Origin of the sequence: Pseudomonas sp. NPDC088444 (assembly GCF_044900175.1) — a bacterium.
GTDB lineage: Bacteria > Pseudomonadota > Gammaproteobacteria > Pseudomonadales > Pseudomonadaceae > Aquipseudomonas.
This window is the reverse complement of the sequence record NZ_JBJDNK010000010.1, coordinates 1-25630: the sequence shown is the minus strand read 5'-3', so window position 1 is coordinate 25630 and position 25630 is coordinate 1. Positions and strand designations below refer to the sequence as shown.

Below are 25630 nucleotides of genomic sequence, written 5' to 3'. Positions count from 1 at the left end.
AACCGAGGTTTGTGCCTTGAACAACCCTATCCCTCCGAACGAAACCCGCGACATCACCCTGTTCCTCAGCGGTTCGGGCCTGTGGTTCATCGCGGTCGGCGTTCACAGCATCTTTCTGCCATGGGTGCTGATCAGCGTGCTCCACGCCTCGCCGTTTCAATTCGGCGTCGCGCAGATGTGCCTGATGCTGCCGGTGCTGTTGCTGGTGATGTACGGCGGCTATCTGGCTGATCGGCAACCGCTGCGCCGCTGGCTGGCGGGCATTTACCTGCTCGCCGGATTGGCTGCGTTGCTATTTGCCGGTTGGGTTGCGCACGGCTCGCTGAGCTATCTGATGGTGCTGATTTACTCGCTGCTGTTTGGCGTGCTCTCGGCCTTTTGCGCCCCGGCGCGGGAGGCTTGGTTGAACGTGCTCGGGCAACGGCAATTGCAGAAGTTCGTCACGCTCAACATCGGCATCGAGTTCGGCATTCAGGTCATCGGTTATGCCCTTGGCGGGCTGGTGTCATGGCTTGGGATCGGGCTGATGTTCGCCTTGCTGGCGCTGCTGTTCTTCTCGGCTTCGTTCGGCGTGTCACGGATTTCGAGCACCACACCAGCCAAGCCGCATTCAAATCTGCTGGCTGAAATCCGCGAGGCCTGGCGCTTCTCGATGCGGCATCCGGTGGTGTTTCCGGTGCTGCTGATCAACGGGCTGATCGGGGTGTTTTTCCTCGGATCGTATTTCGTGGTCATGCCGTTGCACCTGTCGCAATTACCGGGCTACGACGCCTCGCTGCTGGCCACCGCGAACATCGTGTTCATGGTCGGGCTGATCGCCGCAGTCGTGACGCTGGTGGTCACAGGAGGCGTGCGCCACAAGCAACGCACCTTGATCGTGAGCTGCCTGCTGGCCTCGCTGTGGCTGGCGCTCATGCCCTTCGTGTTCAGCCACTGGCTGTTGCTCTCGCTACTGTTCGCCTGGGGCTTTCTGGGTGGCATCGCGCTGAGCATGGGCCAGACGCTGATTCAGGAAAACGCCCCCGCACACAACAAAGCCCAAGTGCTGGCGCTGCTGATGCTGTTTTTCATGGGCGGCAACCCGCTCGGTTCGTTGCTGCTCGGCACGCTGCTCGAATACCAGACGGCCACCTCAGTGGGCATCGCCAGCGCGCTCGCCATGATGTCTGCCCTCGCTCTCATCTCCTACACCCATCATTTCTGGAGTCAACAGCATGACAACCTCAACGCTCCCGCTTGATTTTCCGGTGCCCGCTCGGCGCATCAACCCAGTCAGCATCGCCCACAGCGAAGCGGATCTGGCCAAGGTCCGCAGCGTCTGGGAAGAAGTTTACAAAGAAGAACTCGGCTGGCTCGACGCGCAGCACACCGACCCGCGCAACGATCGCTACCACGCCTCGTCGGTGTACCTGCTGGCCACCGACAGCGAAGGCGAACCGGTGGGCGTGATGCGCATGGTCATCGACAGCGATCAGGGCCTGCCGGTGGAGAACTTCATCGACATCACGGCGCTGCGCCAGGCCGCCCAAGGCAAGCTGGTGGAGTGCGCACGGCTGATGGTCCCGGCCCGTTACCGCGACCAGAAATTCGCCGCCTACCCCCACGGCGTGTTCGCCGCACTGGTCAAGGCCGCGTTGCATCACTGCCTGAAAGAGAAGAACTACAACGTGCTGGCCAACTGTTTTGTCGAGACCCGCACCACCCCGATCAAGGCCCTGACCCAGATGGGCTTTCGCGACCTGAACATTCGCTTTCGCGATGAGCTCAACGAAGCCTCGGAATGCACGGTGCTGCACCTGGACATCAAAGACATGCTGTCGATCTTTTATGGCCAGGACAGTGGACTCGGCAACTACATCATGATGCGCAACGCCGGCTGATGCCGCGCAGGACGGACCCTATGAACGCTCCCCTTCTCAAGCACAGCCCGACCTCCATTTATCACCTCGAATCCAACGTGCGCTCGTATTGCAGGGAATGCGACGTGGTCTTTGCCACGGCATCCGGCGCCACCCTCACCGACATCGACGGCCTGCGCTACATCGATTTCTTCGCCGGTGCAGGCTCACTGAACTATGGCCACAACAATCCGTACCTGAAAAAACATCTGTTGGCGTACATCGAACAGGACGGCGTGACCACCACGCTGGACTTTCACAGCGACGCCAAATCGCGCTTCATCGAGCGTTTCGAGCAGGTGATCCTCACCCCACGAAACATGCACTACAAACTGCAATTCACCGGCCCCACCGGCACCAACGCCGTAGAAGCCGCGTTGAAGCTGGCGCGCAAAGTCACCGGGCGCTCGACCGTGGCCGCCTTCACCCATGGCTTTCATGGTGTGTCCCTCGGCGCACTGGCCGCGACCGCCAACGCCGACAAACGAGGTGCAGCGGGGGTCGAGCTGTCCAACGTCGTGCGCTTGCCCTACGACGGCTTTTTTGGCCCGGACATCGACAGCGCCGACATCATCACCTCGCTCTACCAGACCGCAGGCAGCGGCTACGAAGCACCGGCCGCGCTCATTCTGGAAACGGTGCAAGGCGAAGGCGGCCTGAACTGCGCACAACCGGGCTGGCTGAAACGCATCGAGCAACTGTGCAAAGACCTCGGCGCCTTGCTCATCGTCGATGACATTCAGGCAGGCTGCGGGCGTGCCGGCACCTTCTTCAGCTTCGAACCGGCCGGGATTTCGCCGGACATCATCTGCCTGTCGAAATCCATCAGCGGCTACGGCCTGCCGATGTCACTGGTGTTGATCAAACCCGAACATGACCTGTGGGAGCCGGGCGAGCACAACGGTACTTTTCGCGGCAACAACCCGGCCTTCGTCACCGCCTGTGCCGCACTGGATTACTGGCAAAACACGCAGCTTCAAGACGCCATCGCCACGAACGCGGCCCTGATGCGCATACGCCTTGAGCAGATCATCGCCCGCCTCTCTCCCGGCGTCGCTCGCGTCGTGGGACGCGGCATGTTTCTGGGGCTGCGTTTTGACGATGCGAGCATTGCCGGGACGCTCGTCAGTGCCTGTCTCGAACAGGGGCTGCTGGTGGAAACCTGTGGCCCGCAAAGCGAAGTCCTGAAACTGATGCCGCCGCTGACCATCGACACACCAACATTGCAACAGGGCCTGGAACAACTTGAACGCGCCTGTTTCAGAGCCCTCTCCATCAACGCCACACCGACCGACGCTCTGCAAGGGATCGCCTGATGAACACCATGACTCACGGCTTCGACGCGCTACACACCCGCCCCAACGACAGCGATTTCATCCTTCAAGAGCTGGCCAGTCTGAAAGAAGAAATGATCAGGCAAATCTCCCGTCACCCGTTTCTGACCGGGTGCCGCAATGGCGAGATTTCACTGGATCGCCTCAAAGGTTTTCTGGTGCAACAGGGCAAGTACAGCCGCTACTTCACCCGTTACATCTGCCAGTTGATGGTCAACCTGGAATCCAACGACGACGTGCTGGAGGTCTTCGACAACCTGTTCGAAGAGCTGGGCTTTGGTGAAGTGACCGAGCCTCCGCATTCCGAAATCTATCGCGACATGCTGCGCAGCTTTGACCTGCATCTGGACTCGCAACCCACGCAACCGGCGACTCAGCGCCTGATCAACACCATAATGAATTTCTGCAAACAGCCGGAGGGCGTATACGGCTTGTCGGCCCTGTGCCTGGGTGCAGAAGCCATCGTGCCTGCGGTGTACAGCGACATCGTCAGCGGTTTCGTCAAACAGGGCGTCGAGCTGGAGCAGCTCAAGTTCTTCACCCTGCACATCGAATGCGACGACGGGCATGCCGACACCATGCTGGCGATCCTGTCGCGGCTGGTCATCGAAAGCCCGACGCTGTTCGAAGTGGTCCGCCATGCGGCGTTTCTGATGATTCAGGCGCGGCTGGCTTTTTTTGACGCGCTGTAACCGACGCGGCAGGCCGGATGCGCTCGGCCTGCCGCCACTTAATTCCCGTCGCGCCTCTTACGCGATGAAAGACGACCAAATGCCCTTCCTCCCATCTTGCTAGCACTTGCACATCACCGACCATTCAGCCCACCATGGGCGCGCTGAACCCACACGGCCAAACGCTCGGCGTAGACTGGCGCGATCACAATAACTTCTACATGAACGCGGGTAGTGAACTGATTTCAACCGCCGAAATCAGCCACTTCAGGAAAGAACTGCATGTCTCGAATTTTCGATGTTGATACCAACCTCTGGCGTACATTCAAGTCGGTCAGCGAAACCCGGAGCATCACCCGGTCTTCCGCCGTCCTGTGCAAGACGCCACCGGCCATCAGCATGCAAATCAAAAAGCTGGAAGAGTTGCTCGACTTGCAGTTGTTCGTGCGCGGCGACCACGGTTTCAGGCTGACGCCCATTGGCGAAGAAGTCCTGATGACCGCCGAGAAAATCCTGACCATGAACGACAACCTTTTCAGGCTCAAGGACAAGGTCAATTCCTACGAACTGCGTCTGGGGTTGCCGGACGATTATTCGCTGTTTTTCCTGCACGACATCATCCGCGCGCTGAACACGCTGGAGCCGACGATTCACCTGAACGTGACCTGCAAGACCTCGCAGTTGCTGATCACCGACGTCGAGCACGGCAACCTGGATCTGGTGATCATCGCCACGCCCGAAGGCCAGCACTTAACCAACGCCGACCATATTCGCTACGAGGAACTGCACTGGATCGGTGACCAATCGCTGATGCAACCGGGCCAGCCGCTGCCGCTGGTGCACTTCCCGGAAGGCTGCATTTGCCGCGAGATTTCGGTGAATGCCTTGCGAATGGCCGGAATCGAGGCGCGAGTGAGCTTCACTTCCGACTCCAACTTCTCGGTGTTCAACGCCATCAATGCAGGCGCGGGGATTGGCCTGAGCGAGCGCTCGCTGATTCCGAAAACCACCCCCATCATCAACAGCCCGCTGCTGCCCAGCCTGCCACGCATCGAGTTGCGAACCCTGTCCAACTACGAACGTATCCCGCGCTTCACCCTGTCCCAGGTGTCGGAAAAGATCAAAACCGCGATCAATGAGAGCTGTGATGTGCTCAACGCCAGCCGCGAGGAACCCGAGCCACGCCTTCGCCAGCAATTGTTTTGACGCGCATTTGGACGATCTGCCGCATATACGCGACGTTCAGACGCCAGCACGCAAGCGCACCGGCATAGTATGGGAACCGTCATGAATGGCTCTGCGCGCCGTGGAGCCGTTCCAACACTTGCCCAAGGCTGTCAGTCAGCAGCCACCCCGGAGCGTATCGACCATGTCTGAAGTCACTATTTACACCACCAACACCTGCCCCTACTGCGTGGCCGCCAAAAACCTGCTCAAAGCCAAAGGCGTGAGCTACAACGAAATCAACGTCCAGACCTCCATGGAACAGCGCACCATCATGATGGAGCGCAGCGGCCGCAGGACCGTGCCGCAGATTTTCATTGGCGAGCACCATGTCGGCGGGTTTGACGACATGGCGTTGCTGGAGCGCAAGGGTGAGTTGAATGGGTTGTTGGCGGGGTGATATCCACACGTTGCCAGTTTTAACGCAAATTTTCTGGCTTGCACGATCTGTGAGAGATTCTATGTTGCCTGGTCAACCGCCTTCGCCACCAAGGCGGCTCCCACAATGGTCGCACCGGATCTAGGACTTTTGTGCGACGCTCGAACCTGTGGGAGCCGGCTTGCTGGCGAAAACGGTCGATCAGCCAATGCAGAGGGGACTGATCTACCGCTTTCGCCAGCAAGCCGGCTCCCACAATTTGATCATTGCGCCAGGCCAGCTACTTCTTCAAATACCCCTCGATCACCGCCGAAAAATCCTTCCCGCCATCCCCGCGCAAACTCATCGCCTGATACAACTGATGGGCCAACGCCCCCAGAATCACAGGCTGCTTCGCCGCCTTAGCCGCGTCGGTCGCCAGCCCCAGGTCCTTGAGCATCAATTCTGCACCAAACCCTCCGGTGTACCCGCGCGAAGCCGGGGCAGTTTCGACGATCCCTGGCCAGGGGTTGTACATTTCCGAACTCCAGCAACGCCCAGTCGAGCTGTTGATAATGCTGGCCAGCACGCCGGTATCGATCCCCAAACGGTTGCCCAGCGCCATCGCCTCGGCCACGCCGATCATGGAAATCCCCAACAGCATGTTGTTGCAGATCTTGGCGATCTGCCCGGTACCAACATCGCCGCAATGCACGATGTTGCGGCCCATCTGCGCGAGGATCGGCTTGAGCACCGTGTAGTGCTCAAGGCTGGCGCCGACCATGAAGGTCAAGGTCCCGGCCTGCGCCCCGCCGGTGCCACCGGACACTGGCGCATCGCCCACTACCACACCTTGCTTGGCCGCAACCGCCGCCACGTCGCGGATGGTCTGCGGGTCGATGGTGCTGCAGTCCACGGCGGGTACACCCGCGGAAATCCCGGCCAGCACGCCGTCTTCATTCAAGTAGACCGCTTTCACATGGGCCGCTGCGGGCAGCATGGTAATCACCAACTCCGCGCCTTGCGCCGCGTGCTTGGGCGATTCACTGATTCGACTGCCCAACTCGGACAGTTCTGCCAGCACCTGCTTGTTGAGGTCGAACAGGTACAGTTGATGCCCGGCCCGGATGAGGTTACGCGCCATCGGCGCCCCCATGTTGCCCAGACCGATGAATGCGATTTTCATGGTGTTCTCCTTTTCAGATTCAAGCGCGCTTCTACAAGGGGTGCGTTAATTGCGCGTTATTGCCTTAACGCAAATTAATCGTCGTATTCACCCCGTCATTCACGCTGTCGTCGTCGAACCAACGGCTGGTGACGGTCTTGGTCTGAGTGTAGAACTGCACCACCTGTTTGCCGTATGGCCCCAGATCACCGAGCTTGGAACCCCGCGAACCGGTGAAGCTGAAAAACGGCACCGGCACCGGAATCGGGATGTTGATGCCCACCTGGCCAATGTCGATTTCATTCTGGAATTTGCGCGCTGCTGCACCACTTTGCGTGAACAACCCGACGCCATTGCCGAACGGGTTGGCGTTGACCAGTTCGATGGCTTGATCCAGCGTGTCGACCTCGATCACGGCCAGCACCGGGCCGAAGATTTCCTGGGTGTAGATCTGCATCTGCGTGGTCACGCCAGTGAACAGGGTCGGGCCAACAAAGTTGCCGTCCTCGTAACCGGTCACTTTGATGCCGCGCCCGTCCAGTTCCAGCTTGGCGCCTTCCTTCACGCCGCTTTCGATCAGGTCAAGAATCCGCTGTTTGGCGCGCTTGGAAATCACCGGCCCGACATCGGTCCCCGGCTCGCTCCCGGCGTTGACCTTGAGCTTCTGCGCCAGCGCCTTGAGGTCAGGAATCCACTGTTTCGATGCTCCGACCAGCACCACCACCGAGGTCGCCATGCAGCGCTGCCCTGCCGCGCCGAAACCGGCGCCGACCAAGGCGTTGAGCGTCTGTTCACGATTGGCGTCCGGTAGCACAACAGCGTGGTTCTTGGCGCCCATCATCGATTGCACGCGCTTGCCGTGCTTGCCCGCCAGGTCATAGACGTGGGTGCCGACCGCTGTCGAGCCAACGAACGAAACGGCCTTGATGTCCTTGTGGGTGCAGATCGCGTCAACCACGTCCTTGCCGCCATGGACGACGTTGAGCACGCCTTTTGGCACCCCGGCTTCGACCGCCAGCTCGACCAGCAGCATGGTGGACATCGGATCTTGCTCGGACGGTTTCAACACGAAGGTGTTGCCGCAGGCGATGGCCATCGGGAACATCCACAACGGAATCATCGCCGGGAAGTTGAACGGCGTGATGCCCGCGCAGACGCCGATAGGCTGGCGCAGCGTGTAGGTGTCGACGCCGGCTGCCACGTTCTCGGCAAACTCGCCCATTTGCAGGGTGCCAATGGAACAGGCGTGTTCGACCACTTCCAGCCCGCGAAAGATATCGCCCTCGGCGTCAGCCAGGGTCTTGCCCTGCTCGGCGCTGAGCACCGCAGCAATGCGTTTTGAGTGTTCGCGAATCAACGCCTGCAACTTGAGCATGATGCGCATGCGGGCGCCGATGGGCGTATCGCGCCAGGTTTTGAAAGCTTTCTGCGCAGCCGCCACAGCGGCATCGACTTCAGCGCTCGTGGCGAACGGCACCTTGGCCAGCACCTCTTGCGTGGCGGGGTTGACCACGTCCAGCCATTCTGTGGTTTGCGAGTCGACCCATTCGCCGTCGATCAGCAGTTTCACGTGAGCGACGGTGGTGTTGTTTTTATTGAGGGACACGTTCATTGCGGGGTTCTCCGTTCAAGACGCGACGGATCGCGTTTCATCAATGCGGTACAGACCAGCGCCACCAGCGCCATGCCCACCAGGTAAACGATCACGTAGTGCGGGTTGCCATCACCCATGGCCAGCAGCTGTGTGGCGATCATCGGTGCGAAACCACCGCCCAATACACCGGCCAATTGCACGGCCACCGAGATGCCGCTGTAGCGGATTTCAGCGGGGAATTGCCGGGCAAACAGCAGTGATTCCGGGGCATACAAAATGGGGAACACCACACCCACCGCCAGCACCATCGCCCACCAGACCAACACTGGATCGCGGGTGCCGAGCATGGCGAAGAACGGGTAGACGAAGGCGCAGAGCAGCAACAGTCCGATGAAGTACAGGCGCTTCTGGCCCACGCGATCCGAGATGTGTCCACACAGCGGCATCGTCACCAGCGACAGCGCCGCGCCCGCCGTGATCGCACCCAGCACATCGGCGCGAGGGATCTGCAATTGGTTGGCGGCATAGGCCAGGGCGAAGGTCACCGACATGTAAAACCATGCGTTTTCAGCAGTGCGCGCACCGATGATGGTCAAGGTTTCCCGTGGGTGGTCGCGGAAGACTTTGAACAGCGGCACCTTGACCGCGATGTTCTCTTTTTTAAGCTTCTCGAAATCAGGCGACTCCGGGACTTTCAGGCGAATCAGCCAGCCCACGCCAAGTAACACCACGCTGGCCAGAAACGGAATGCGCCAACCCCAACTGAGCATGTCGGCTTCCGGCAATTTCGCGACCATGGCCATTGCCAGCGAGGCCAGCACCAACCCTGCACCGACACCGGTTTGCGGCAGGCTGCCGTAGAAACCTTTCTTGCCTTCAGGCGCATGCTCGACGGCCATCAACACCGCGCCGCCCCACTCGCCGCCCACCGCCATGCCTTGGAGAAAACGCATCGCCACCAGAATCACGGCGGCCCAGTAGCCGATCTGCTGATAAGTGGGAATCAGGCCGATGATGATGGTGGGAATCCCCATCAGCATGAGGGTAAACAGCAGCATGGATTTGCGACCGATCTTGTCGCCAAAGTGCCCGAACACGATCCCGCCCAACGGCCGCCCCAGAAAGCCCACCGCGTAAGTGGCGAACGCCGCCAGTACACCAATGATCGGGTCTAGCGCAGGAAAGAAGATTTTGTTGAAGATCAGTGCGGCAGCCGTGCCGTAGAGGAAAAAGTCGTACCACTCGATAGTCGTGCCCGCCATGCTCGCCGCACCGGCAAGTCGATAGGCTTTGGTCTTGCTCTTGGCGGCGCTAGCGTCAGGTGCACCGGCGTTCGCCGTTATAGCGTTCTTCATAAACTCCTCCGCTTATTTATTGTTGTGCAGGGTGTTATGGCATGTGGGTGAAGCGGTTCTGGGTGTCTCCTTGAAAACGTGACTGTAGGAGTGAGCTTGCTCACGATCGCATTCTGTCAAACAAAACGATGCTGGCTGACACTACGCTATCGCGAGCAAGCTCACTCCTACAGGATCGGGGGCCCATAGGCATTGGATTGCTCCGTGCTTCGGAGTATAGATGTGCAAACTTCTAATAAGAACGCACATAAAAGCAGGTTCAACATGCAAAAAAACATCACCTCCCTGAGCGCATTGAACTGGGATGACCTGAAGTTTTTTCTCGAAGTGGCGCGCACGCGCAAAGCCAGTTCAGCGGCCAGACGGCTAGCGGTGGATTACACCACCGTGTCGCGCCGCATCAGTTCGCTGGAAGCTTCCCTTGGCACCCTGCTCTTCGAAAAGTCGCGCAACAACGGCTTCGTGCTGACCGCCGAAGGCCAGCGCTTATTGGGCTCGGCCGAATCCATCGAAAGCACCCTGCACATCGCCTGCGAGCAGGTCTCAGGCTCCGGCGTCGCGTTGTCGGGCCACGTGCGGATGGGGTGCACCGAAGGCTTTGGTAGTTTCTTCATCACCCCGCAGTTGAGCCACTTCACCGACACCTACCCCGCCATCTCGGTGGACATCCTGCCCCTGCCGCACTTCATCAGCCTGTCCAAGCGCGAAGCTGACATCGTCATCGCCCTGGAACGCCCGGAACACGGGCCTTACGTGTGCTGCAAGCTGTGCGACTACAACTTGCGTCTGTACGCCACTCAGGAATATCTGGACAACCACGTCGCCATCGAGCGGGTGGAAGACCTGGCCGATCATCTCTTCATCAGCTACGTCGACGACCTGGCGTTCAGCTCCGAATTGCTCTACCTGAGCAACCTGCTCCCCGGCGCCCATGCCCACCTGCGCAGCACCAGCGTTATCGCCCAATACGTCGCCGCATTACAGGGCCGCGCACTGGCCATCCTGCCGTGCTTTCTCGCCGAGCAGGATTCGCGGTTGTTGCCGGTACTGGAAAGTGAGGTGAACATCACGCGGCAGTTCTGGATGTACTGCCGGGAGGACCTGAGGAAGCTCAAGCGGATCACGTTGTTGTGGGATTACATCCGCGAAGTGACCGAGCAGAATCAGGCGTTTTTGTTGGGGAATACGAAGGTGATGACCTTCGTCGGCTGACGGTTTGCCGCAGGTCAAATTGTGGGAGCCGGCTTGCTGGCGAAGGCGTCGGGCCAGTCATAGCTGTATCGAACGACACACCGCTTTCGCCAGCAAGCCGGCTCCCACAAAAGCATTTCCCCCCCCCCTGTCCGGTAGACCTACGTCTAAATCGCACCTCGCCACCATAGTTTAGAAATCTCTGAACTATGCATTTGAGCTTTCCTATTCTTTCCGTTCATCGGCCGAACCTAAGATCGGCGCCAATAACGGAGCCCGTCCAGTAAGAGACACGGCCCGAAGATTGCCTTTTCTGTTGTGACTGCCGCTGTACCCCGTTCCGGCTTGCGCCGTAGCGGAGCCATGTCTTTAGTCATGCAGTGAGTCGTAAGACGCAATCTTTGGGGACGTTCGATGAAACTGGAAATCTTCCGCACGATGTGGGGCTACACCGCCAGCAAGGCCCAAGCGCTCGATGAGCTGCTGGAGGCCGGGTTCGATGGCATGGAAGCGCGCCTGCCGCTGACGCCGGTCGAACGTGCCGAGTTCGGTGCTTTTCTGCGGGCCAATCGTCTGCCTTACATCGCCACGGTGTTCACCGCCTACGACGTCCTCCCCGAACAATCGGCCACCCTCGCCGAGCACCTGACCGATCTGGAAAAGAAACTCGCCTGGTCCACCGAGCTGGCGCCGCGTTTCGTCAACGTGCTGGCCGGTAACGACCGCTGGCAGTTGCCACAACAGGTTGAATTCTTCGGCCAGGCGCTGGAGCTGGCGCGCAAACATGGCCAGACCGTCACCTTCGAAACCCACCGCGCCCGCTCGCTGTTCAACCCATGGGTGACGCTGGAGCTGATTCGTCAGTTGCCGGACCTGCGCTTCACCAGTGACATCAGCCACTGGATCGTCACCTGCGAGCGTTTGCTCAATGACCCGGAAGACGACCTCAGCGCCTTCGTCGAACGCGTTCACCACATTCAGGCCCGGGTCGGTTATGACCAGGGGCCGCAAGTCCCTCACCCCGCCGCCCCAGAGCGCGCCGCCGAGCTGGCCTTCCATCAGCAGCACTGGGAAGCGATCTGGAAATCCCAGCAGGCGCAAGGCTACCAAGTCACCACGCTGACCCCGGAATTCGGCGCTGACGGTTACCTGCATCACCTGCCCTTCACCAACGTGCCGGTGGCCGATCTGTGGTCGCTGAACGTGTGGATGGGCCAGGCCGAACGTGAACATTTTCAGCGCTTCACCCACACAACAAGCCGATAAGGAGCGTTTTCGCCATGCCTGATCAGTCTCAAGCGGCTGCACCGAAAGTCGCCAACTTCAACAGCATTCCGGTGGTCGACATCGCCGGTCTGTTCAGTGCAGATATCGCCGACCGCCAGGCCGTTGCCGATGATCTGGGCAAGGCCGCTCGCGAAGTCGGCTTTCTGTACGTCAAGAACCACGGCATCGACCCTGCGTTGATCGCCGGGTTGCGTCAGGCTGCCAAGGACCTGTTTGCCCAGTCCCTTGAGTACAAGATGCAGCATTACATCGGCACCTCGCGCAGCCACAAAGGCTTCGTGCCGGAAGGCGAAGAGGTGTATTCCAAGGGCAAGCCGGATCATAAGGAAGCCTTCGACATCGGTTTCGAAGTGGGCGACGAAGACCCGCTCGTGATCGCCAAAACCCCATTGATCGGCGCCAACGAGTGGCCGGATCTTCCTGGTTTCCGCCCTGCCGTCGAAGCGTATTACGCAGCAGTGTTCGCGCTGGGTCGCCGCCTGTTCGACGGCTTCGCGCTGGCGCTGGGCCTTGAGGAAGGCTACTTCGAGGCGATGGTCACCCGCCCGCCGTCCAAGCTGCGCCTGATCCATTACCCCTTCGACGACGCGGCGCAAGACGCGCCCGGTATTGGTGCACACACCGATTACGAGTGCTTCACCATGCTTCTGGCCGACAAGCCGGGGCTGGAAGTGATGAACGATCTGGGCCAATGGATCGATGCTCCGCCTGTGGAGGGCGCCTTTGTGGTCAACATTGGCGACATGCTGGAGGTGATGACCGCTGGTACGTTCGTTGCTACGGCTCACCGGGTGCGCACGGTCAGTGAGGAGCGTTATTCGTTCCCGCTGTTCTTCGCTTGCGACTTCCACACGCAGATCAAGCCATTGCCTCAATTCGATAACGGCAGCCAGGAATACGAAGAGATCACCATCGGCGAACACATGTTCGGCCAGGCACTGCAGACCTATTCCTACCTGCGGCGCAAGGTCGAGAGTGGCGAGCTGAAACTGTATGAAAAGGCCCGCAAGCCTTCGAGCTTCGGCCACTTGAAAAACCAGGCACAGGACGCGTCCTGATGCCCCAGAAAACATTCCAACACACCGTGCCTTACCTTCCTGACGTGGAGTCACCGACGATGCGCAACACTTTGAACACTGCTGTTCGCTTGACCGTTCTTGCCACCGCCGTACTGGGCGCGACGCTTGCTCACGCCGCCACCACCGTGACACCTGGCCAGTTCAAGGTCGGTATGGAAATCACCTACCCGCCATTCGAGTCCTATGACGAGAAGAAAAACGTCGTCGGCTCCGACCCGGACCTGTCGCGCCTGCTGGCCAAGCACATGGACCTGAAGGCTGAATTCGTCGACACCAAGTTCTCCAGCCTGATCCTGAGCCTGAACGCCGGTCACTACGACGCGATCATCTCGGGCATGTACATCACCCCTGAGCGTCAGACCCAGGCCCAGACCATCGCCTACGCCAAAACCGGTGCGGCGATCATGGTCCTGAAAGACAGCACGATCAAACCGAAGGTGCCGGAAGACCTCTGCGGCCTGAAAGTCGGTCTGGAAAAAGGCACAACGTGGGTCGCTCAGTTCAACAAACTCTCCACCGACTACTGCGTGCCGAACAACAAGGGCGCGATTTCGGTCAGCGAATTCCCGTCGGCCCCTGAGGTGACCCAAGCGCTGCTGTCCGGCAATGTGCAGGCACAGGTGGAAATCGACGGCGCGGCGGGCATGATCGCCGAACGCACCAAAGGCCGCGTGGTGGTCAGCACCGAGCACTCGATCTATCAGCAGACCCTTGGCATCTACGTGAAGAAGGGTAACGAAGAGCTATATCAGGCACTGCTCAAGGCGTTCGACGAGACCAAGAAATCCGGCGAGTACGCAGCGCTGCTGAAGAAGTACAACCTGGAAGAGCCAACGAACTGATGCTTTGAATAATGGGGCGTCTGGCTGACGCCCTGTCCCGTGGGAGCCGGCTTGCTGGCGAAGGCGGCAGATTTGTCGACATCGAGGTGTCTGGTCCGCCGCCTTCGCCAGCAAGCCGGCTCCCACAAGGTTTTGTGTTTGACGTAAGAATCCCGCTGGGCCTTGCCCCGCAGAGGTGTGTATGCAATTCGAATGGTCCTACTTTTTTTCGCTGTTCTCGGTCTCCGACTTCTGGGAATCCTGCATCACGGTGATCGAACTCAGCGCGCTGGGCTGGTTCATCGGCATGCTGCTGGGCTTCCTGCTGGCCTCGGCCAAACTCTCGACCCGGCGCTGGCTCAGTGTGCCTGCGTCGCTTTATATCTGGTTCTTCCGCAGTGTTCCGTTGCTGGTCATGGTGATCTTCACCTACAACCTGCCACAGATGCTTCCGGCCACCCGCGAGGTGCTGTCCAACCCCTTCTATTCCGGTTTGCTGGCGCTGGTCGTCACCGAAGCCGCCTACATGGCCGAGATTCACCGGGGCGGTCTGATCTCGGTCGCCAAAGGCCAGAAGGAAGCGGGCCGCGCGTTGGGCGTCGGTTTGATCGGCATGCAACGGCTGATCGTCATCCCGCAGGCATTTCGTATTTCCCTGCCGACGCTGATCAACGAATACATCACCGTGGTCAAACTGACCTCGCTGGTGTCGGTGATTTCCCTGACCGAACTGCTCACCATCGGCCAGCGCCTGTACGCGCAGAACTTCCTGGTGATGGAAACCCTGTCGGCGGTCGCGGTGTATTACGTGATGATCGTGACCGTGTTCGGCTGGCTGTTCCACTGGCTTGAACAGCATCTGGAACTGAACAACCGCAAGCCGCAAACCCTCGACGACAACGCACTGACTCGCCTGCGCTCGACACTCGTTGCGCAGCCTGTCAAAACGCGCCAACCCGAAACAGGGCCAGGCTCGGCGCCTGCGCTGCAACTGGTCAACATTCACAAAAGCTACGGCCAGCACGAGGTGCTCAAGGGCATCAGCCTGGACGTGAATCCGGGTCAGGTGATTTCGATCATCGGCCCGTCAGGCTCCGGCAAAACCTCGCTGATCCGTACCGTGAACAGCCTGGAAAGCATCGACAAGGGCGAGATCATTCTGTTTGGCGAAGGCTTCATTCACGCCGGAGACAGCCCCAACGCCCGGCAGATTCGCAAGGGCGTGCAACGCATTGGCATGGTGTTCCAGAACTTCAACCTGTTCCCGCATCGCACCATCCTCGACAACGTGACCCTGGCTCCGCGTTATCACGGCCGCGACAAGGCCATCAGCGAACAACGCGCCTACGCCTTGCTCGACAAAGTCGGCCTGCTGGCCCACGCGCACAAGTACCCGCACCAGCTCTCGGGCGGTCAGCAACAACGTGTGGCGATTGCCCGTGCGCTAGCGATGGACCCGGACATCATGCTGTTCGACGAACCGACCTCGGCGCTGGACCCGGAACTGGTGGGCGACGTGCTCAAAGTCATCAGCGACCTGGCCAAAGAAGGTATGACGATGCTCATCGTCACCCACGAAATGGACTTCGCCCTGTCGATTTCCGATCGGGTGATCTTCATGGAAAACGGCGTGGTGCAGGTCGATGCCGCGCCACAGGCGATTCGCGCCGATCAGTGCGGCGACCGGGTACGGCAATTCATGGGGCTGGAAAACGTCGCCGTTCAGCCAGAGCCAGTGCGCCGGGAAGCCTGAGCGGCTATCGTGGAAACACCACGCCGCTCGGGAGCCTGACATGGATCACTACACCCCACTCGCCTGCGATCTCTATGACTATCTGGAGATCGCCTGCATGCACGGTTATCGCCTGAAGGTCGAGTTGGTCGACGGCACGACCTTCGAAGGCAGACCGGTCACGACGCGCACCGCGCCGAGCAAGGAAGAGTTCCTGCAATTCGCCGACGGCCTTGACGAGATACGCCTGGACCAACTGGCCGCCATCACCCCGCTGGATGAAGGCGCCAGTTTTGGACGGGTGGAACTGGGGAATGCATTTTGTGCGACGTGAATAGCCGCACCGCAAACACGCCCCCCTTTGTAGGAGCGAATTCATTCGCGATGGGTTAAAGCATCCGAAGGAGATGTATCGGATGTGCCGGCCAATCGCGAATGAATTCGCTCCCACAGGGGGGCAACGCGTCGGGCAATGGTTTCACACTCCCAACATCAACCCGCTCAAGCGCTTGACCTTGCGCCGCAACGCCTCCTCAAACACACCCTGACGCGGTTCGATTAGGCTGAACCAGTGCTTGGCCCGCGTGATGCCGGTGTAGATCAGCTCCTTGGTCAGCACCGGGTTCAGCGCTTCAGGCAGGATCAACGCGGTGTGCGCAAACTCCGAGCCTTGAGACTTGTGCACAGTCATGGCGTACACCGTTTCCACGTCATTGAGCCGACTCGGCAACACGAAGCGCACCCCGCCTTCGCCGTCGTTGCGCGGGAAGGCCACGCGCAGGGCCGTGCGGTTTTCTTCCACCGGCCCTTCGGGCAAACGCAGCGCGATACCGATGTCGCCGTTCATCAAACCCAGCCCATAGTCGTTACGGGTCATCAGCACCGGGCGGCCTTCGTACCACTGCTGATCGCTGTCGATGAGGTCGGCGGCGAACAGCGTCTGGGTGATGCGCTGGTTCAGCCCTTCGACGCCCCACGGCCCCTTGCGCACCGCGCAGAGCAACTGGAATTCGTCGAAGGCGTTCAGTACCTTGCGCGCCCACTCCACACAGCGCGGGTCTTCGATGGACGTCAGATCCTGCGGACGCTGTGCTCGCATCAACGCCAGATAATGCCGATAGCCCTGTGGACCGTTGCCATGACCGTCGAGCAACAGCCGTGACAATGCCCGATCCTGCTCGCCCTTGAGCACCAGCGAGTACAAGTCCTTGAAGCCCCCATTGACCAACAGCGAACGCGCCTCCTGATCCTGTTGCTGATTGACCCGTTTGGCCAACTGCCCAATGCCGCTGCCCGCGCCGAAACGCCGGGAGTGGCGCAACATCACCACTTGCTGAGCCAGCGCATGATGCTGAGCATCGCCCTGCTGCAAACCGCTCTTGCTCAGGTCTTCACCACTGACCGACGACAACCACGCCTGCGTCTGAGCGCTGTACATTCCGGCTTCCGCGTCGCGGCACAGATCGCCCAGCACCGCGCCCGCTTCCACCGACGCCAACTGATCCTTGTCACCGAGCAAGACCATGCGCGCATGGGGTGGCAGCGCGTCCAGCAGGTTGGCCATCATTTCCAGGTCGATCATCGACGCTTCATCGACCACCAACACGTCCAGCGGCAACGGGTTGCCCGCGTGATGACGGAAGTGTCGTGTGCCAGGCCGGCTGCCGAGCAGACGGTGCACCGTGGTCACTTCGGCAGGGATTTTCTGCCGCACCTCTTCAGGCACTTTCAAGTCGCGCACCTGAACACTGATGGACTCGGTCAAACGCGCCGCCGCCTTGCCTGTGGGCGCGGCGAGTCGAATGCGCAACGGTTTGCCCTGCTCGACCGCTGGCGATTGCAGCAACGCCAACAAGCGCACGACCGTCGTGGTTTTGCCGGTGCCGGGGCCACCCGTGATGATGCTGAACGCGCCGCGAGTGGCGAGCGCACAGGCGAGCTTTTGCCAGTCGATCACGGCATCGGGGGCGGAACTGGCTTGACCGAACAGTCCATCCAGCCGTTGAGACAGATCACTCGGCGCAGGCTCCTGTTGGTTCAAGCGACGATGCAGCGCAGCATCGATCCTGCGCTCATACGTCCAGTAGCGACGCAGGTACAGGCGCCGATCAGACAGCACCAACGGTTTCTGCGCAGCCGCCTCGCTGTGATCCTCCGCCCTGGCCACCAATGGACTGTCCGCCAGCGCCTGGCACCACGACGCGCCATCCAGCGACTTGAGCAACGCAGACGGCAACAACATCGGCGTCGACAGCAAATCACCCTCAGGAGGCAACGACAGGGCGAAATCAGGCTCTTTCAACGTTTCGTACAAATCCAGACAGACGTGACCATGGCCAAGTTGATGACTGGTCAACGCTGCCGCCAACAGCACCAGCGAGTCGGCAGCGGGATCGAGATCCGCCAGAAACGCCACGAAGGCCTTGTCCAACGCGCGCAACCAGCCACGCTCGACCCAGCGCTCCAGCAACAGCAGCAGGTCGCCGACCCGGTTCAGCGGCTGGAGCGCCGCCAGGTTGTCGGCGTCCAATGGGGTCGGCAGCAAATGAGCGAAGGTGCGGTTCATGCCAAGTCTCCTGACAGCGCGTTGTCCTGCGTTACGGCTTTCCCTTGAAACAACCGATCGAGGCTTTCAATCAACTCGCGAGGGGGCCGGGTGAACCACGCGCCCTGGCTCGCAGCGCGGCTGCCGCGCACGAACAGATAGATCGCGCCGCCCATGTGCCGGTCGTAATCGTAGTCAGCCAGACGCGCCTTCAATTGGCGATGCAGGGCCAGCAGGTACAACACGTATTGCAGGTCGTAGCGGTTTTCCAGAATCGCGCTGTCCATCGCCGCGAGGGTGTACGCCTCGTCATCGGCGCCCAGCCAGTTGGATTTGTAATCGGCCACGTAATAGCGGCCTTCGTGCTCGAACGTCAGGTCGATGAAGCCCTTGAACATGCCATTGAGCGACACGGTTTCTGCCGCCGCGCGAGGGGCGCCATTGTGGGTGTAACGACGGACCAGCGCGTCCATTTGTGCCACATCGACCGCCGAGCAGGCGAACCAGAATTCCATCTCGACACGGTATTGGTTCGGTTGATCGAGTTGGCGCAGCGCGACCGGTTGAACATCAGGCCCCAAGTTCAGCGGCATGTTCAGCAGGTGCGCCAACCAATCGGTCAGTGTCTCGATCCACCCCGTCCAGTGACGACGACCACAACGTTGACCGACCACCTTTTTCAGAACTGCCGAGTCATTGGCCACTGCCGAAAAGCCCTTCTCTCCCGCCCACTCCAGCAGGCCATGAAGGAAGGTGCCGGGATTCGGGCCGCGAGGAAATCGATGGATGTCGCCACCGCTGACCAGCGTCTCGCGCGGCGCGTCCGGGTCGAGGCGTTCGTCGTCGAACAGTTTCTGCGCCTGAGGGCTGTCCGGAGATTGATCGCCGCTGTCGGTGATAGTGTCACCGATGCGCAAGGCGCTGTAGGAGGCAATCCACCAGTTCTCCCTGGCGCTGCGCCGAGGCATGCGCGGTTTGCTCAACGCCACCTCACTACGGGGCGCAACGAACACGTCCTCAGTCGGCGCGGGCACGGGTTCAACGTGCAGTGTCGCTTGGTCGTTCGCGAGGGACTGCAGCCACTGAACGAGTGCCGTGGATTCGGCCAACGCCTCGCCGCCGCCCAGCAGATAACCCAGCGCCGAGCGATGCAGAATCGAGCCTTTGGTGTTGCCGCGCTTGAGGTCCGCCACCCCCAGCCAGCAAGCGTGTTGTGCGCGCGTCAGAGCGACATAAAGCAAGCGCAGGTCTTCCGCGAGACGTTCGTCGTCGGCCTGCTCAATCAGCTCAGCGGTAGGATTGAGGCTGATCTGCGCCTGACCTTGGGCATCGTGAAAATGCAGCGGCAAACGGCTGCCATCGACAAGCTTGGTCGAACAGATGAAGGGCAGGAATACCAACGGGTATTCAAGGCCCTTGGACTTGTGAATGGTCACGACCTTGACCAATTGCTCGTCGCTTTCCAGACGCAGAATCTGCTCTTCGCCCGCCTGCCCGGACAACGCCAGATGCTCGCCCAGATGACGAATCAGCGCCTGCTCGCCATCGAGTTCGGCAGCGGCTTGCTGCATCAACTCGGAGAGGTGCAACAGGTTGGTCAGAATGCGCTCGCCATCGCTGCGCTGAATCAGTGTTTGCGGCAATTTGAAGTCGTGCAGCAGGCGACGCAACATCGGCAATACGCCTTGGGTGCGCCAGATGCGGCGATAATCACGGAACTGCATGACGCGGTTTTCCCACGCCAGTTCGTCCTGATTGAGCCGCTCAAGTTCGACCAAAGGCAAGTTCAGGGTGATACACGCCAACGCGGCCCGAAGGGTGCGCTCGGCATCAGGCTCTGCACAGGCTTTGAGCCAGGCCAGCAAGTCGTGGGCCTCTTGGGAGGCGAACACCGAATCCTTGTCAGACAGGTAAACACTGCGCACGCCACGGGCCGACAGTTCGCCTCGCACCGCCTGCGCTTCCTTGCCGTCGCGCACCAGAATGGCGATGTCGGCAGGTTTCACCCCCTTCAATGGCTCGTCATCTTTGACGAAGCCTGCACGGCCCTGCTGCCCCGCGTTGAGCAGGCGGACAATTTCACTCGCGCAACTGGCGGCCAGTTGCTGCCGATACAGCGCGCCCGAAACCGGTTGATCACTTTCCAGTTGCCAGACGTTCAGTGCGGCCAGCGTATCGCCGTTCACTTGAAAGTGCTCATTGCGACCTTGCGACCCCACCGGCAGGAAAGGCACCGGGTTGTCATCGGCCACACGAAACAGAAACGCGCCGCGCCCGATCGGATTGTTCTCGGCGCGTAGGAAAACATGGTTCACCGCTTCGACCATGGCATGGCTGGAGCGGAAGTTGGTCCCCAGCGTGTGCAGACGCCCGGTGGTGGCCGTGCGCGCCCGTAGGTAGGTGTAAATGTCGGCGCCGCGGAAGGCGTAAATCGCCTGCTTGGGGTCGCCGATCAGGAACAGGCCGGTGCTTTCGTCGTTGGCTTCCAGGTGATAGATGCTGTCGAAAATCCTGTACTGAATAGGGTCGGTGTCCTGGAACTCGTCGATCAGCGCGACCGGAAACTGCTCACGGATCAACGTCGCCAGACGCTCGCCACCGGAGCCGCGCAAGGCGGCATCCAGACGTAGCAACATGTCATCGAAGCCCATTTCGGCGCGACGGCGTTTTTCCTCTTCGAAACGCCCACTGACCCACTGTGCGGCATGTTCCAGTACGGCAGCGTCGGGAGTCGGGAGAGCGTCGAGGGACGCTTTCAAACCCACCATGGCATCGAGGGCCGGGTGTGAGGGCGGCGTGCCTTTCCAGGCTTCGGCCATGCCATCGGGGGTCAGCCGTGAAAAGCCGGTGCCCAGATCAAGCTGTTCCTGTTCGCCGTCATTCGCCCAAGCGATCAACTTGTCGAACCAGGGCTTGAAGTAGCGCTCCTGCATCTTACGCCCGTCGACGGTCTTGTTCTTCACGCCGTCGGAGCAGATCTGGTGCAACTCGGCAGCCCATTCGGCCCACGGTGCTTTCAGGGATGTCAGCGCCTGGCGGCGTTCATGAACGGCCGCTTCGATCAATTGCGTTGGTGTTTGGGTCACCGGGGCGCGGTCGTTGCCAAACATCGCGCGCACCCGTGGCAGCAACGCCGCCGGACCACCCCAGTTTTCGCGCACCCAGTTGAGCGCATCGCCGGTCATCGGGTAGCAGAACTTGCGCCAGTAATCGCGCAGCACTTCGCCGAGCAGATCGCTGTGGTCGGTTTCCAGACTTTGCGTGAACAGGCTGCCGCTGTCGAAAGCGTGCTCGCGCAACATGCGTTGACACCAACTGTGGATGGTCGACACGGCTGCCTCGTCCATCCACTGCGCGGCGATGTCCAGACGGCTCGCGCAACCGGCCCATTGCTCGGGTGCGAAGCTGTTGCGCAGGTCTTCGATCAAGGCGTCGGGCGCGTCTATCTCCTGGCGAAAGAAGCGTGCCGCTTCGGCCAGTCGCGTGCGGATGCGGTCGCGCAGTTCTTTGGTGGCAGCGTCGGTGAAGGTCACTACCAGAATTTGCGGAGGCAGCAGTTCGCGGCCGAAACCTGACAACTCGTCGCCATGACCCAATACCAAACGCAGGTACAACGCGGAAATGGTGAACGTCTTGCCGGTCCCGGCGCTGGCTTCGATCAGTTGACTGCCTTTCAGGGGAAAGCGCAACGCGAGTGGTGGTTGTGTGCGGCTCATGCTCCGGCCTCCTCGCTGGACAGGGATTGCCAGGGCGCGTCGAAAATCGGTTTGTACAACGCCTCGCACCAGCCTACGAACTCTTCGCTATCGAGCAGGGCATCAAAGTCGGGAAACTGTCGGGCCAGCGCAGTGCTCTCAGCGCATTCGCCACTGATGTTCTGGCCTTCGCCTTCATAGGTCTTGCGCGCAGCGGCTTCGGCTTTCTCTTCATCGCCTTGGCCGAGCCAGGCAAAGGCCGTTTTGATCGCGACGGGCAGCGGTCGTTGCATCCCATGCTGCCAAGCGAGCAGCAGGTCATTGAGGGTGTCGGTCGCGGTGGTTTTGGCCAACGGTGGCAACAGCAAGGTTTCGTCACTGGCCACCAGCGCGGTGGTCAGCGGCAGGTCACAGGCGCACGCCACCAGATGATTCACCCAAGGTTTGGTCAGGCGATGCCACTTGCGGGACTTCTTGCCGCCGATGGCGTTGGGAATCGCCGTCACACTGAGTAGCTCGCCCTCCGCGTTCTGGTACAGACCGTCAAGCCAGCCGTCCAGTGCGATGCCCTGATATTCGTGGCTCATCGGCAAGGCGCTGTGCAGACGCTCCGGCCATTTGAACAGCAAGTCGTGGTAACGCCGAATCAGATCCGGCAACGGCTCAATCAACTCATCTTGTAGGAGCGCGCCGAACCCGGCCATTGGCAACAACCCGCTAGCCTGTAGGCGAACAGCCTGTGCCTTGAGGGAATCGTCCGCTTGCTCGGGTTCCAGCAACGCCGCTTGCAGTAAGCTGTCGCTCAACCCGTAGCGTCCAAGGGCATTGAGCACGAAGGGTTCTTCATCGGCCAAAGGCGCTTCTGCCACTTCGAAGAAAATCTTCAGACGCTGACTGAAGAAATGTTTGACCGGGTTGCGCAAAAAGTCCTGCAACAGCATCAGGCTCAACGGCTCATCTGGGTGGTGCTTTTCCAGCGATTTGGCAGAGCCTGTTTCGATGGCCGCTTCGTGCAGCACCTGCCACTCGCGGGCGAAGCTGAAAAACTCCAGGTTCTCCTGAAAATACTTGGCGCTGAACGGCTGTAGCGGATGTTCCAACGTGAGCTTGTGCAGCAACTGCTGGCCGGGGTCGCGTTTCTTTTCATCCTCAGGCTCGATGGCATCCACCAGTCGCCAACCGCTGGCCAGGTGATCACGCAACTGACCGATGAGCACCGAAGCCGGGCGTTCCGAGTTGTCGCGAATGCTGCGTCCCACCCAACTGATGTAGAGCTGATCGCGCGCCGACAGCAGCGCTTCGAGCAACAGATAACGGTCGTCTTCTCGACGGGAACGGTCGCCGGGGCGGTAGTCGCTGCCCATGAGGTCGAAGTCCAACGGCGGTTGCGCACGGGGATAATCGCCGTCGTTCATGCCGAGCAAACACACGATTTTGAACGGAATGGCACGCATCGGCATTAAGGTGCAGAAGTTGACGGAGCCTGCCAGGAAGCGCTGAGACAACTTGCCCTGGTCCAGCCCGGCGAGCCAGGCTTCGCGAACGACGGTTAATGGGAGTTCTTCCTGCAACTCGACGACTTCACAGGTTTCCAGCCACGTCTCGCGAAGGGTTTCGAGCTGACCGAGCAGGTAGTCGTCGTGCTCACTCTCTGCGCTGAAAAATAGCTGCATCAAGGCCTGTAATCGCTCGCCCCAGACTGGCGGTGCGGCAGGTTGAGACAGCTCGGCGTGGGCAACTTGCAGTGCGTCGATCAGCGAAACCAAAGGGCCTATGAGGGCCGCGTCCAGCCCGCCAATTTCGTCATAAGGTTCGATGCCGTCATAGGCACTCCCGGCCCCCACTGCGTAACCCAGCAACATCCGGCGCAGGCCGAAGTGCCAGCTATTTTGTTCCAGTGCTTCGGGCAGTCCGAGGCCTTCACGTTGTTTGGCGTTCAGCCCCCAGCGTACGCCCGCGCCTTCGATCCAGCGGTGGAGAGTGGGCAAATCACGCTCGTTGACACCAAAACGTGCGCGCAGAGCCGGGACGTCGAGCAAGTCTAGAATTTCGCTGACCGGGAATCGGCTGGCGGGAATGTTCAGCAGATGCTCGACGGCGATTAGCAGCGGGTCACGACCGCGTTGGCCTTGGTCCGCCAGGGTGAAGGGGATGAAACGACGGTCGTCGCGATCCAGTTGCCCGAACACGGCACGAATATGGGGCGCGTAGCTGTCGATGTCCGGGACCATCACGATGATGTCTCGTGGGCGCAGATCCGGGTCTTTACTGAAGCGCGCGAGGAGTTGATCGTGCAGCACTTCCACTTCACGTTGTGCGCTGTGAGCCACATGGAAACGGATCGAGCGGTCGCTCTTGATATCGACAGCAGGCCAGCGCTCGCGGGTTTCATTCAGGGGACGCAGTTCAAGGATGTCGTCTTGTAGCTGGCTGAGTAGCGTCTGGGGTTCACTGTCGCTGAACAGATCAATGCGACCGTCGCGAAAAATAGAACGGTAGCTGTTCGGATCGTCATGGCTGTCGAGCAGGTTGATGTAGTCGCGACCTTGCTTGCCCCATGCGGCCAACAATGGATGGGCATGTTGATGCAGTGCGTCCGGGTCGAGCACGACCGGCATGCCAGCCTTGCGCGACTGCCGTTTGTATTCGTGACGCAGCAGATCCTTGTCAGCGACGATGTCCGCCCAATGGTGGCGACAGGGGTTGTGCACGCACAGCAGCACCTGACTGAAACGCGCCAGACCGGCCAAGGCTTCCAGTGCCTGGGCGGGCAATGAAGAAATACCGAAGACGATGACCCGAGCGGGCAGCCCCACGGGGGCTTCAGTGAGGTTGTTGATTCGCTCCATGTAACGCTGATGCACACCTGCACGGCTCTGAGCCATGCCCTCAGCACCGACATCGTCAAGCAACGCACGCCACAGCTCGGCTTGCCAGCAGTTCTCAGGCTTGAGAGGGCTGACCTCTCCCCGTACATTTTTCAGTTGATGTAGGCCCGCCGCCCAATCCTCCAGCCAATCAGCGCGATACACCTGATACTGGTCGAACAGGTCGGCCAGTCGCTCGGACAACTGATAGCGTTTGCGCAGGTCGGTGTCGGCGGTCAAGAAGCGTTGCAGAGGTTCGAAGTGAGGCTGATCGATCAACGCCGGGAGCAAACGCATCAGCCGCCAAGTCAGGGGGGCCTTGTCGAGCAACGAGGTTTCCGGGATCTCGTCTTTTCCCAGCACGGCTCGGTATAGCTGCCACATGAAGCTACCGGGTAACTGAACATCAATGGCCGCCGCGATTCCGCAGCCGCCAAGATCATCGTCCAATGCGTCTTCCGCCAATGCCATTTTCAGCCACTGGGCGATGCCGTTGCTCTGTACCAGAGCGATTTCGTTTTCCAGCGGAGTCAGCGGATAGCGTCGCATCCACGACACCACAAGACTACGCAGCTCATCCGGCCGATTGCCATGCACGACCATGAATCCCGGGTTGAGGCTGGATGTCACCGGCATAGCTGCTTCCTTGGCGTTTGAAGAGGGAGAAGACTAACAGAGGGAGAGGGTCTTGTTGCTCATGGACTTTTCCAAATCCCGGAAAAGACAAAACCCCGTCTGCTTTCGCAAACGGGGTTCTGCAATTGAATCTTGACGATGACCTACTCTCACATGGGGAAACCCCACACTACCATCG

General features: G+C 60.2%; 18 protein-coding genes. 12 read left to right on the top strand and 6 right to left on the bottom strand.

All coding sequences use genetic code 11. The features are described 5' to 3' along the window. Positions 1 to 16: 16 nt before the first annotated feature. The 6 genes from ACI2KB_RS19775 to grxC all read left to right on the top strand — a co-directional run bounded on the left by ACI2KB_RS19775 (position 17) and on the right by grxC (position 5527). Positions 17 to 1240: an MFS transporter gene (locus ACI2KB_RS19775; protein ID WP_404637065.1), complete on the top strand. Its 1224-nt coding sequence runs from the start codon at positions 17 to 19 to the stop codon at positions 1238 to 1240. Then, entirely contained in the window at positions 1215 to 1880 is a 666-nt protein-coding gene (locus tag ACI2KB_RS19770; protein ID WP_404637063.1) for an N-acyl amino acid synthase FeeM domain-containing protein, read from the top strand. The genes ACI2KB_RS19775 and ACI2KB_RS19770 overlap by 26 nt, the downstream gene beginning before the upstream one ends. A 20-nt stretch (positions 1881 to 1900) precedes the next feature. Then, the gene (gene ectB, locus ACI2KB_RS19765; protein ID WP_404637061.1) at positions 1901 to 3214 is read left to right on the top strand and encodes a diaminobutyrate--2-oxoglutarate transaminase; all 1314 of its coding nucleotides are present in this window, start codon (positions 1901 to 1903) and stop codon (positions 3212 to 3214) included. Then, positions 3214 to 3924 (top strand): TenA family transcriptional regulator, encoded by a 711-nt coding sequence (locus tag ACI2KB_RS19760; RefSeq protein WP_404637059.1) that lies wholly within the window; start codon positions 3214 to 3216, stop codon positions 3922 to 3924. The genes ectB and ACI2KB_RS19760 overlap by 1 nt, the downstream gene beginning before the upstream one ends. 261 nt (positions 3925 to 4185) lie before the next feature. Beyond that, positions 4186 to 5109 (top strand): LysR family transcriptional regulator, encoded by a 924-nt coding sequence (locus ACI2KB_RS19755; protein ID WP_404637057.1) that lies wholly within the window; start codon positions 4186 to 4188, stop codon positions 5107 to 5109. 163 nt (positions 5110 to 5272) lie between these two features. Continuing rightward, the gene (grxC, locus tag ACI2KB_RS19750; RefSeq protein WP_404637055.1) at positions 5273 to 5527 is read left to right on the top strand and encodes a glutaredoxin 3; all 255 of its coding nucleotides are present in this window, start codon (positions 5273 to 5275) and stop codon (positions 5525 to 5527) included. Between the two features lie 259 nt (positions 5528 to 5786). Here the strand turns inward: grxC and mmsB are convergent, their stop codons facing one another. From mmsB to ACI2KB_RS19735, 3 genes are all read right to left on the bottom strand, one after another. After that, positions 5787 to 6671: a 3-hydroxyisobutyrate dehydrogenase gene (gene mmsB / locus ACI2KB_RS19745; protein ID WP_404637053.1), complete on the bottom strand. Its 885-nt coding sequence runs from the start codon at positions 6669 to 6671 to the stop codon at positions 5787 to 5789. A gap of 64 nt (positions 6672 to 6735) precedes the next feature. Further along, positions 6736 to 8262 (bottom strand): CoA-acylating methylmalonate-semialdehyde dehydrogenase, encoded by a 1527-nt coding sequence (locus ACI2KB_RS19740; protein WP_404637051.1) that lies wholly within the window; start codon positions 8260 to 8262, stop codon positions 6736 to 6738. After that, positions 8259 to 9599: an MFS transporter gene (locus ACI2KB_RS19735; RefSeq protein WP_404637049.1), complete on the bottom strand. Its 1341-nt coding sequence runs from the start codon at positions 9597 to 9599 to the stop codon at positions 8259 to 8261. Before ACI2KB_RS19735 ends, ACI2KB_RS19740 begins: the two co-directional genes overlap by 4 nt. 264 nt (positions 9600 to 9863) lie before the next feature. Between ACI2KB_RS19735 and ACI2KB_RS19730 the strand changes: the two genes are divergently transcribed. The 6 genes from ACI2KB_RS19730 to ACI2KB_RS19705 all read left to right on the top strand — a co-directional run bounded on the left by ACI2KB_RS19730 (position 9864) and on the right by ACI2KB_RS19705 (position 16043). Continuing rightward, complete coding sequence (locus tag ACI2KB_RS19730) at positions 9864 to 10811, top strand: LysR family transcriptional regulator (protein WP_404637047.1); 948 nt, start codon at positions 9864 to 9866, stop codon at positions 10809 to 10811. A gap of 393 nt (positions 10812 to 11204) precedes the next feature. Continuing rightward, a complete protein-coding gene (locus tag ACI2KB_RS19725) occupies positions 11205 to 12056 on the top strand; it encodes a sugar phosphate isomerase/epimerase family protein (RefSeq protein WP_404637045.1) in 852 nt (283 codons plus the stop codon). A gap of 14 nt (positions 12057 to 12070) precedes the next feature. Continuing rightward, positions 12071 to 13135 (top strand): isopenicillin N synthase family dioxygenase, encoded by a 1065-nt coding sequence (locus ACI2KB_RS19720; protein WP_404637043.1) that lies wholly within the window; start codon positions 12071 to 12073, stop codon positions 13133 to 13135. A gap of 59 nt (positions 13136 to 13194) precedes the next feature. Beyond that, positions 13195 to 13998 carry an ABC transporter substrate-binding protein gene (locus ACI2KB_RS19715; protein WP_404637041.1) on the top strand — a complete coding sequence of 268 codons (804 nt, stop codon included), beginning with the start codon at positions 13195 to 13197 and terminating at the stop codon, positions 13996 to 13998. 181 nt (positions 13999 to 14179) lie between these two features. Continuing rightward, positions 14180 to 15730: an amino acid ABC transporter permease/ATP-binding protein gene (locus ACI2KB_RS19710; protein WP_404637039.1), complete on the top strand. Its 1551-nt coding sequence runs from the start codon at positions 14180 to 14182 to the stop codon at positions 15728 to 15730. 40 nt (positions 15731 to 15770) lie between these two features. Continuing rightward, positions 15771 to 16043: a Rho-binding antiterminator gene (locus tag ACI2KB_RS19705; protein WP_404637037.1), complete on the top strand. Its 273-nt coding sequence runs from the start codon at positions 15771 to 15773 to the stop codon at positions 16041 to 16043. Between the two features lie 144 nt (positions 16044 to 16187). On the opposite strand, the gene recD is transcribed toward ACI2KB_RS19705, so the two are convergent. From recD to recC, 3 genes are read right to left on the bottom strand one after another with little or no spacing between them, the layout of a single operon-like run. Beyond that, positions 16188 to 18275 carry an exodeoxyribonuclease V subunit alpha gene (gene recD / locus ACI2KB_RS19700; RefSeq protein WP_404637035.1) on the bottom strand — a complete coding sequence of 696 codons (2088 nt, stop codon included), beginning with the start codon at positions 18273 to 18275 and terminating at the stop codon, positions 16188 to 16190. Then, positions 18272 to 21970: an exodeoxyribonuclease V subunit beta gene (gene recB / locus ACI2KB_RS19695; RefSeq protein WP_404637033.1), complete on the bottom strand. Its 3699-nt coding sequence runs from the start codon at positions 21968 to 21970 to the stop codon at positions 18272 to 18274. Before recB ends, recD begins: the two co-directional genes overlap by 4 nt. Then, the gene (recC, locus tag ACI2KB_RS19690; protein WP_404637031.1) at positions 21967 to 25452 is read right to left on the bottom strand and encodes an exodeoxyribonuclease V subunit gamma; all 3486 of its coding nucleotides are present in this window, start codon (positions 25450 to 25452) and stop codon (positions 21967 to 21969) included. Before recC ends, recB begins: the two co-directional genes overlap by 4 nt. Positions 25453 to 25630 lie beyond the last annotated feature (178 nt).